Genomic DNA, 8,578 nt, shown 5'->3' with positions numbered 1-8,578 from the left:
GAGGCGTCATGATCCTCATCATCGGTCTCGTCATCCTCCTCGCCGCCGTCGTCATCGGCGTGGCCGGCGTCCTCACCAACACGGGCGCCTCCCACACAGCCGGCGACTTCTCCGTCTTCGGCTACCACGTGACCGGCTCCACCGGCACCCTCTTCCTCTACGGCATCGCGATCGGCGCCATCGCCGTCCTCGGCCTGGGGATGCTGCTCGTCGGCGCCCGCCGCGCCTCACGGCTGCACCAGGACGCACGCGGCGGCCTCAAGGAGTCCCGCCGCCAGACGGCCGCCGCCCGCGAGGAGCGCGACGCGCTCGCCGAGCGGCGCGACGAAGCCCAGGCCCAGGCTGCGGACGCCCGCGTCGACGCCGCCAACGCACGCGCCGACGCCGCCGAAGCCCGAGCCCGCGCTGCCGCCGCGGACACCGCCACTGCGAACCCGGCTGCCGCCGACTCGCAGGGCGGCGCCACCGCCTCGCGCTTCCAGGCATCCAAAAAGGCTCCGGACGTGCCGCCCGACGCCGAGTTCGGCAGCCACCGCCACGGCCTCCACCGCTGGCACCGCGTCCCGGCACGCCACGGAACCGACGACCCCAGCCGTGGAATCTGACAGACCCACTCCACGGCTACCGGGGCGGCCGGTGTCGGTTCCGCCGTGGCCCGTACTCGACCGTGGCAGGGTTGGGCGCAGGACCGAGAACCGCCTACCCGCCGGTGATCGGAGCAGACGAATCCGCCCGTCCGCTCGGCCGCCGCCGGTATGCCGTAGCGGGTACAACTCGTCATTGTGCTGGGGCACCGTGCCGGGTCAGGGCGCCCGGAAAGCTGGCGCGTCCTGCCGCGACTCGCGGCCTCGTGTGCGAGCGGAAGCGGGGTCATTGCAGTACGCGTCACTTGCCGTGGGGCCACCCGGTGGGGCGCGGAGGAACGTGATCATCATGACCGACAACCCCGGACGCTGGCTCATCACCTTCCCCGGACCTCAGGGCTGCCACGCCCAGCAGGAGACCGCCGTCGTGCGGCGCCAGGGCGGCCTGGGTCCGCGCGGTCACCCGCTGTTCGCCGGCGAGAACGGCATGCAGGTAGAGATCACGGCAGACGGCATCGCCTACCTCGTCGACCTGGGCGGCCATCCCGCACCCGGCACCCCCGTACACGCCCAACCGCTCTGAGCACGCCGGCACCGGCCTGGCGAACCGACTGCGGCCTCAACCCGGGCAGGGCAACGCCTGAGGACCGCTCGATCCATACTTGCGCTGACCGCCCAGGCGCGGAGGGTGAAGGAATCCGCGAGGAGGGGCCGGAACGGGGTCCTTGAGGAGGACAGAGCCGATGAACCGATCTTTCCTCGCCCGGGTCTGACGCCGTGAGGTGCGAGCAGCCTTCCGTCTCCGGCCGGATACCGTCCACGCCGGCAGTCCGCTCCCACCGTGCTCCGCACCGCACCACCGGGTCCGGAGCGGACGGGTGAAGGCGTCCCAGGCCCGGTACGCCCCCCATGTGGCCGGGCCGGGTTCCGTAGCGTGGCGAGTGACGTGGTCGGCGCGGGGCGCAGCGCAGCGGGCCGCCACCGTGTCGGTGGCGGCCCGCTTGGGCACGGCCCGGGGTCAGATGGGTTCGCCGTAGTCGGGGCCGTAGTAGCCAGTGTGTGAGTCCTGGTAGGTGGTGTCGGCCGCGTTGTGCTCCTCGGGGTCGTATTCGGGGCTGTTCTTGATCTCGTCCTTGGTGCGGTCGACGTAGACCTTCTTGTCGTCCTCGTCGACGCGCACGATGGTGCCGGCAGGGAGCAGGACGTGCTTGCCGAAGATCCACGGGCCGGTGTCCACCACCAGGTACTGGGGGCCGGCTTCCTCGGACAGCTTGTCGACCTTGCCGATGTGGCCGTCGGTGGCGTCCACCTGGAAGCCGACCAGGTCGGTGCCGGAGACGTGGCCTGCCGTGCTGCGGAAGTCCCAGATGTCGGTGCCGCTCATGCCGCCTCCTTCGCCATGCGGCCTCGCGCGGGCTCTTCCCGGCGCGACGCTCGCTGCCAGGCCCGACTGCCCCGTTCCTCGCAGGGCACACCCGCCTGAACAAGAGGGGGGGCAAACCGGCTTCGGCCCAACCTCGCGGTTCAGGGGTGGCAGAGCCCCACCCCACCCACGCCGTCGACGCCCGGCAGACCGTTCACCCCCGACATCCGCCAAACTTGATACCCGCCGAGCATCCCCGTTCCGGGGTCAGGCGGATCGGTGGGCAGCGTCCCGGGTCCCGGACGGCACCCCCACACAGCCGTCTGGGACCAGCCCGTGGTTCAGACCCGGCCGCCGCAGGTGTTTACGCCCGGCGGCCGGGGATACATGTTGGCGTGCCGGGCCGCCGGCCCGGGGCAGAGTCATGGTCAGCCCCCGGCTGGACGGCCCCGCGCCAACTTCCGTCTGCCGGATGGCGTGGGTCAGGACGCGGGCCGCAGGTGCCTGCCGCGTCCGGCCTTCTCCAGGGCGGCCTGGAGCTCCTCCCGGTTCATGGTGGATCGGTGCGCCAGGTCGAGGTCGGCGGCCCGCCTGTACAGCTCCGTCTTCGTCAGCTTGGAGAGGTCCTCGCGACGCCGTGCCGTGGCGGCCGCCGCGCCGGTCTTCTTGCCCGTCGCGCTGGTCGCCGCCCGGGTGCGCCCGGCGGGGGAGGTGGCGGTGGTCTTCTTGCCGCCGGTTTCCTTGGGCTGGCGCTGAGCGGACCGCCCCACCGCTGCCTGTCGTCCGCCGGCGGGGCGCTCGCCCTGCGCGGCGGCAGCCGTGCTCGGCCGCGCCTTCTTCTCGGCTTTGTCCTCGGCGGGTGCGGCGGCCTTCGTCCCGTGGGCGGGCTTGGCGCTTTCCAGGCTGCGGCTGAGGACCTCCATCAGGTCGAGGACGTTGCTGGGCTTGGGGGCAGCAGCTGCGGTGGTCACCTCGCGGTCGGCCTGTTTGGCGGCGATGAGTTCGTGGACCTTCTCCTCGAAGGTGTCCTTGTACTCGTCGGGGTTCCAGTCGACGGCGAGCATGTCGATGAGCTGCCCGGCCATCGCGAGCTCCCGGTCGGACACGGCGGCGGCATCGGTGGCGGGGAGGGCGGGGATCTCGGTGCGGGGGTCGCGGACCTCATCGGCGAAGTGCATGGTGTGCGCGGTCAGGATCCCCCGGTCGGCCCGGATCGCGGTGAGGTACTCCTTGGCGCGCATGGCGAACAGGGCTATGCCTGCCGCGTCCGGCCTTCTCCAGGGCCTGCTGCAGGAGGGTGTACACCTTGGCGTACTCCTTGCCCTTGGGGCCGAGGTAGTACGTCTTGTCGAAGAAGATCGGCTCGACCTGGTCGAGGTCGACGAAGCCGGTGATCTCGATCGTCTTGGAGCGGCCGGGGGAGAGCTGCTCCAGCTCGTCGGGCTCGACGACGATGTACTCGCCCTCGGAGACCTCGAACCCCTTGACGATCTCCCCGAAGGGGACCTCCTCACCGGTGCACTCGTTGACGCGCTTGTTGCGGACCCGGTCGGAGGTGCCGCGCTGGATCTGCCGGAAGGAGACGGTGTGGTCCTCGGTCGCGGCGAACAGGGAGACGGGGACGGAGACGAGGCCGAAGCTCAGGATCCCACTCCAGATGGGACGCGCTGCCATGGCGGGCCTTCTCTCGGACGGGCACCGGCACCCGGCGCCCGGAACGGGATCCCCCCTGCACCTCCAGTTGTGCCACGTCGTCGCTCACGGTGCCAGGGGGTGCGTCCGCTCGGCCCACGTGGCCCGAACCGCCACACTCCGGACGGGTCGGATGTGGTGGGGCGGGTAGGTGCCGGGTGGCTGCGAAACCGCCGGCGGGCGGAGCCTCTCATCACCGTCCCGGGCCTTCTCTCTCCGAGGCCCGGGACGTTCGCGTGAACCGGCGCGGGCGGTCACCCCTTGTGTTGGTACGGGGCTCCCGGGTTGCCGATAGCACTGGTCGGGGGCGGAATCGGTACGAGCCCGGCATATGGGCCGGGGGTCGGGGCAGGTGCTCTGCGACCGACCCTGACCCCAGGATCTGACCGATGGTGCGACTCGAAGGTGAGTGGACGCGATGAGCAAGGTGCAGGAATCGATCGACGTGGACGTGCCGGTGGGTACGGCGTACAACCAGTGGACGCAGTTCGAGGACTTCCCGAAGTTCATGGAGGGCGTGGAGGAGATCACCCAGCTCGACGCCCGGCACAACCACTGGAAGACGAAGATCGCCGGTGTGTCGAGGGAGTTCGACACGGAGATCGTCGACCAGGTCGCGGACGACCACGTTGCTTGGCGCACCACGAGCGGTGACGTGAAGCAGACGGGGATGGTGCGGTTCGAGCCGATCGACGCGACGCGTACCCGGGTGCTGATGGAGATGGACTTCCAGCCCGGCGGGATGGCCGAGAAGGCCGCCGACATGATGGGGGTGCTGGACCGGCAGGTGAAGGGCGACCTCAAGCGGTTCAAGCATTTCATCGAGGAGCGCGGCACTGCCACCGGCGGGTACCGCGGCCAGCTCTGACAGCAGGCCCTCTCGCGTCCCCGCCGCGTCCGCGGCGGGGGCGCGTTGCGTCCGCTGAGGAGCAGGCGGCACCTGCGGCGCGGAGCAGGGTGGTCAGGGGTTGCGGGGGTGGTTGAGTCGGGTGGGCGGTCCGAGGCCGAAGAAGTACGCGAGGGCGTCGGGCGCGCTGGCGGGGTCGCGGGGCCGGGCGTCATAGCAGGTCCAGCTGCAGAAGGACGTGGGATTCCATTCGGTCAGCTGCCCGCATTCGCCGCAGGTCATGACCGGTGCCGCACGGCCGGTCGCATGATCTTCCATGGCGTTCACCCGCTCTGCCCGCTCTCCCCGCCACAACGGTACGACGAGTACTGCCCGGCGACCTGGGCGATGCCCCCTCGTGTCGCGCGGCTGCCGGGCGGGCCGGCATCGGGCAGCCCCTTCCCCGGCCTACGCCACCGGTCCGCGGAGCGTCGACTGACCGGTGCCGGCCGCGGTGTGGTTGGTCGGCTGGGGCCGTTCGGGCTCTGTCGGGCCGGTCAACCCTTGTCCCGCTGGGTGGTCGGGGTCCGGTCGGCGTGTGGGTTCTTCCCGCCGGGGCCCGCTGTTCTGACGTCCGTGGGTCGTCCACCAGGCGGCCAGGCGCGTTCGTGGGTGCGCTGCGGCCGGTTGGGTGCGGGGCGGCGGTGCTCCAGTGGCGGGCCTGGGTGATCAGGTGGTGGAGGGGGCAGTCGTCGTGGGTCACCGGTGGAGCCCGCGACCGTGGCCCCAGTGGGGGCGCAGGCGGGTGTCGAGTGCGTCGCGCAGGGTGTAGAGGTTGGTGATGGTGGCTTGTTCGGCGAAGCGGGCGAGCAGGCGTCGCAGGATGCTGTCGTTGCCGTCGTGGACGGCGTCGGTGATGGCCTCCATCAGGGACGGGTCGGCGTGCGGCGGGTGCGGAGGTGCCGGCTCGTCCATCGTCGTCTCCCGTCGTTGTGTCTGCGGCCCGGTCCTCGAGCGGGCGCCGGCGGGGTGTGTCGCCGGTCGGATGCCGCTGGGGCGGGGCGAACACTACCTTCCTCTCGAACACCGAAAAATCTGTGTCGGCTGGAGTAGACATCGCTCGGTGTCGTGGCTAGTGTTTCTCTCGTAGCAAGCAGTCGAGAGGTATCCGCCAGACACGAACTGGCGGGGGAGTTGTAGAAGTTCGCAGGTCGGCACGGTTGTGGGGTCCTGAAGCCAGGTTGGTGCAGTACGGCGACAGGACCGGCGGCCGGGCCGGGTGGCCCGCAGTGATCAGGGGCCGCCAACGAGTGGTACCGCAGCGGAACGCAGGTGCAGTCGAGCGCACTATGCGCACTCTCAGTAAAGGCGCCAGGGCTGCGGGCGCGCGTGCTGGGAGGTCCGGGCAGTGGGGTTCCAAGCCAGGGATAGTGCAGGACGGGCGACGGGGCTGGCTGCCGGACAAGGTGAAGTTGGCAGCCCAGCAGTACCGAGCAGTACCCGTGTTGAGAAGAACCGGCAGCACCCGGCAGTTCGCAGTACTCAGATCAGTACCCACAGAGGATGAACGGAGGGGACAGAGCGCCATCAGGATCGCCCGGCCGGTGAGGATGATTCGCCCGGGCGGGCACCGCAGACCCCATCAGTTACGAAGGATGGTGGTTTCCGGTCACGCATACGCGATCCCCGCACGCCCCCTCCCCCGGGGAGTTGCGGAAACAAGGACCGGCCCAGGGTCGGTAGATGGTGATGTAACCCTTCGGGGCCCCGGAGCCGCCATGGCGCCGGGGCCCCTCGACGCGTTCACCAATAACCAAGAGAGGTGCAGTGACTACGACGACCGACCAGCCGCACACCCCCGCCGCCCCAAATTCCTTCGACGACGACGACTACCCCGCCTACACGATGGGCCGCGCCGCCGACATGACCGGCACCACCGCCGGCTTCCTGCGCGCCCTCGGCGAACAGGGACTCATCACCCCGCTGCGGTCCGAGGGCGGCCACCGCCGCTTCTCCCGCTACCAGCTGCGGATCGCCATGCGCGCCCGCGACCTCGTCGATCAGGGCACCGCGATCGACGCCGCCTGCCGCATCATCATCCTCGAGGACCAGCTCGAAGAGGCCCTGCGCCTCAACGAAGAACTCCGCCGGGCTACCGGCGGCCCGCTGTCTGCCACCGGCACCTGACGTTGCCGCAGGAGCCGCCCGCCTCGTGGCAGGCCTGGCAGGCTGGTCGGAGCGCCGCCGGGCCGCTGCAGGAACGCGCTCACCCGGACGTCTCAGATCGGTGATCCGTGCAGGCACTCCCGAACGGGTTGCCTCTGCGCGACACGGAGTCGCGTCGCTGGTGGGGCGCTACGGTTGGTGTCCGCCCGGTGTGCGGTCCGGCTGGTGATCGCGTCCGTTTCGCGGGAGCACTCCCGGACCGAGGAGAGCGTGGCGGTGAGGACATACCGGTGGCCGCGCCCGCGCACGTCGATCCTCCCGGGCTGAGTGTGCGGTTGCGCCCGGGGACGGGTGATCCGGTGCTGGTGGCGGTGGGGGATCTGGACCAGGACACCGGGCCGATCCTGGGCTCGGCGCTGGAGCGGCTACTGGCGGCGGTCCCGGAGCCGGGGGAGCTGCTACTGGACATGTCCGGGGTGAGGTTCTGCGACTCCGGCGGCCTCAACGCCCTGCTCCGTGCCCGCCTGCGCGTGGAGGCGGCAGGCGGGGTGCTCCACATGCTGGCCCCCACCGCCCGGATGGCGGCACTGTTCAGTCGTACCGGGGTGGACCGGGTGCTGCGGATCAGCCGCGACGCGTCGGCATCGACCGCGGTCGGGCCGGTGCACCCGTCCGGTTGAGTCCTCCCGCCCGTAGGTTGCCGTCTGGGGGTCGCTGCCGGACCGGTACGTGCGTGGGAGGGCTCCCGCGGGGCGGCCGTCTCACGGCGCAGGCCCGACGGACCTGAGCATCCCGGGGCGGGTTGGGCGTGCCGGATCGCGTTGTCCCGTAAGCGTCCTACGATGGCGGCTGTGACGAACGACCATGTCGAGGTTGCCCAGGAGCGGGTGTTCACGCTGGCCGAGCTGCGGTGTGCGTGGCAGCGGGCGAAGGCGCTGTGGAGTTCGGACCCCGCTGACCGCGGTGCGTACGCGGCGTTCATCGGGGCGGGTACCGCGCTCTACCGCTATGTGCCGCCCGCGACCCCAGCGGCTCCGGTGCAGGCTCCCGGGTCTGTCCCGCGGGGGGTTCGCGGCGCTCCCTGGCCTGTCTATCTGCGGATGAGCCCGCTGGGCCGCGCGCCCCGGGAGTGGGCCGGTGCGGCGCCCCGCCCTGGCGGGGCCGCCGTGAGGTGACGGCGCTGTCGGCCGGGGGCGGCCGTGCGGGGGCAGATCCTCGCCGCACCGGACCGTCCTCCAAGCGGGTGGGCATCCGCACCCGACCGGCCTGTCGGCGGGCTGCGGGTCGGCGGCGCCCCTGCTGACGGGGGCCCGGGGCGGCGGCAGGCCGGTCGCGCGGTTCGCCGGGCCGGGGTGGCGTGGATCGTGGTCCGGTCCCGGTTGGTCCTGGGGATTAGCCGCGTTCCAGGCCGAGGATTGTGCGTACGTCGTCGTGGGGCGTGACGGCCGTGGTGGGGGTGTTCTGGCGTTCGCGGTACTGGGCGAGGGCCAGGTCGTCCTCGAGGGCGGCCAGTTCCCGGGGGTTGATGAGTACGGCGGCAAGTTGGCCGTGGTCGGTGATGGTGATGCGCTCGCGGCCGTGCAAGACCCGGCGTACCAGGGAGCCGAACTTCGCCCTGGCCGCGGTGATCGGCAGAGTCTCGTCCACGACGAAACTGTACATTTCACGCACCCTTTGAGGGCTTGGTCGCGCCGCGTGGGCGGCGTGCGAGGTGGTCCGCGACCTGGGCCGGGTCGCCGGCGCGCACCCAGGTGTAGAGGGCGGTGCGTAGTTGCGTGTCGACGTGCTGCAGGAGGTACCCGTCCACCAGGTTGCCGGCGCCCTCGCGTCTGCGGGGGCGGGCCCGCGTCTGCGGCTAGGTTCTGTCCGGCGGATCTTCGTACGGCATCATGTGCGGGGTGCACCCAACGCAGCCTGATGACCTGACCGTTCGCCTGATTGAGGCCG

Annotated in this window: 11 protein-coding genes; 5 read left to right on the top strand and 6 right to left on the bottom strand. The window is 71.2% G+C overall.

Annotation, left to right across the window (positions count from 1 at the left end; all coding sequences use genetic code 11):
* Both ACFUK0_RS38500 and ACFUK0_RS38495 read left to right on the top strand, forming a co-directional pair.
* Positions 1 to 605 (top strand): hypothetical protein (locus ACFUK0_RS38500; protein WP_380258456.1); only part of this gene is annotated, 605 nt, incomplete at its 5' end.
* Between the two features lie 328 nt (positions 606 to 933).
* On the top strand, positions 934 to 1,167 hold the full coding sequence (locus ACFUK0_RS38495; RefSeq protein WP_380258454.1) for a DUF6296 family protein: 234 nt from the start codon (positions 934 to 936) through the stop codon (positions 1,165 to 1,167).
* A 435-nt stretch (positions 1,168 to 1,602) separates the two neighbouring features.
* Here the strand turns inward: ACFUK0_RS38495 and ACFUK0_RS38490 are convergent, their stop codons facing one another.
* The 3 genes from ACFUK0_RS38490 to ACFUK0_RS38480 form a co-directional block, all read right to left on the bottom strand.
* Positions 1,603 to 1,968, bottom strand: coding sequence for a PRC-barrel domain-containing protein (locus ACFUK0_RS38490; protein WP_380258452.1), 366 nt, complete (start codon positions 1,966 to 1,968; stop codon positions 1,603 to 1,605).
* 461 nt (positions 1,969 to 2,429) lie between these two features.
* Positions 2,430 to 3,188, bottom strand: coding sequence for a hypothetical protein (locus tag ACFUK0_RS38485; RefSeq protein ID WP_380258450.1), 759 nt, complete (start codon positions 3,186 to 3,188; stop codon positions 2,430 to 2,432).
* Positions 3,109 to 3,621 carry a Ku protein gene (locus ACFUK0_RS38480; protein WP_380258448.1) on the bottom strand — a complete coding sequence of 171 codons (513 nt, stop codon included), beginning with the start codon at positions 3,619 to 3,621 and terminating at the stop codon, positions 3,109 to 3,111. The genes ACFUK0_RS38485 and ACFUK0_RS38480 overlap by 80 nt, the downstream gene beginning before the upstream one ends.
* Before the next feature lie 436 nt (positions 3,622 to 4,057).
* Here ACFUK0_RS38480 and ACFUK0_RS38475 point away from each other — a divergent pair, with 436 nt between their 5' ends.
* The gene (locus ACFUK0_RS38475) at positions 4,058 to 4,507 is read left to right on the top strand and encodes an SRPBCC family protein (RefSeq protein ID WP_380258446.1); all 450 of its coding nucleotides are present in this window, start codon (positions 4,058 to 4,060) and stop codon (positions 4,505 to 4,507) included.
* Between the two features lie 717 nt (positions 4,508 to 5,224).
* Here ACFUK0_RS38475 and ACFUK0_RS38470 read toward each other — a convergent pair.
* A complete protein-coding gene (locus ACFUK0_RS38470; RefSeq protein ID WP_380258444.1) occupies positions 5,225 to 5,440 on the bottom strand; it encodes a hypothetical protein in 216 nt (71 codons plus the stop codon).
* Positions 5,441 to 6,370: 930 nt separating this feature from the next.
* Here ACFUK0_RS38470 and ACFUK0_RS38465 point away from each other — a divergent pair.
* Both ACFUK0_RS38465 and ACFUK0_RS38460 read left to right on the top strand, forming a co-directional pair.
* A complete protein-coding gene (locus ACFUK0_RS38465) occupies positions 6,371 to 6,652 on the top strand; it encodes a MerR family transcriptional regulator (RefSeq protein ID WP_380258458.1) in 282 nt (93 codons plus the stop codon).
* A 269-nt stretch (positions 6,653 to 6,921) separates the two neighbouring features.
* The gene (locus tag ACFUK0_RS38460; protein WP_380258442.1) at positions 6,922 to 7,311 is read left to right on the top strand and encodes an STAS domain-containing protein; all 390 of its coding nucleotides are present in this window, start codon (positions 6,922 to 6,924) and stop codon (positions 7,309 to 7,311) included.
* Positions 7,312 to 8,023: 712 nt separating this feature from the next.
* Here the strand turns inward: ACFUK0_RS38460 and ACFUK0_RS38455 are convergent.
* A complete protein-coding gene (locus tag ACFUK0_RS38455) occupies positions 8,024 to 8,278 on the bottom strand; it encodes a type II toxin-antitoxin system Phd/YefM family antitoxin (protein WP_380258440.1) in 255 nt (84 codons plus the stop codon).
* A gap of 16 nt (positions 8,279 to 8,294) precedes the next feature.
* Positions 8,295 to 8,438, bottom strand: a complete 144-nt coding sequence (locus ACFUK0_RS38450) for a hypothetical protein (protein ID WP_380258438.1) — start codon at positions 8,436 to 8,438, stop codon at positions 8,295 to 8,297.
* Between the last annotated feature and the right edge of the window lie 140 nt (positions 8,439 to 8,578).

It is taken from the genome of Kitasatospora sp. NPDC057223 (genome assembly GCF_042669755.1).
GTDB lineage: Bacteria > Actinomycetota > Actinomycetes > Streptomycetales > Streptomycetaceae > Kitasatospora.
This window is presented reverse-complemented; position numbering and strand designations above follow the sequence as displayed.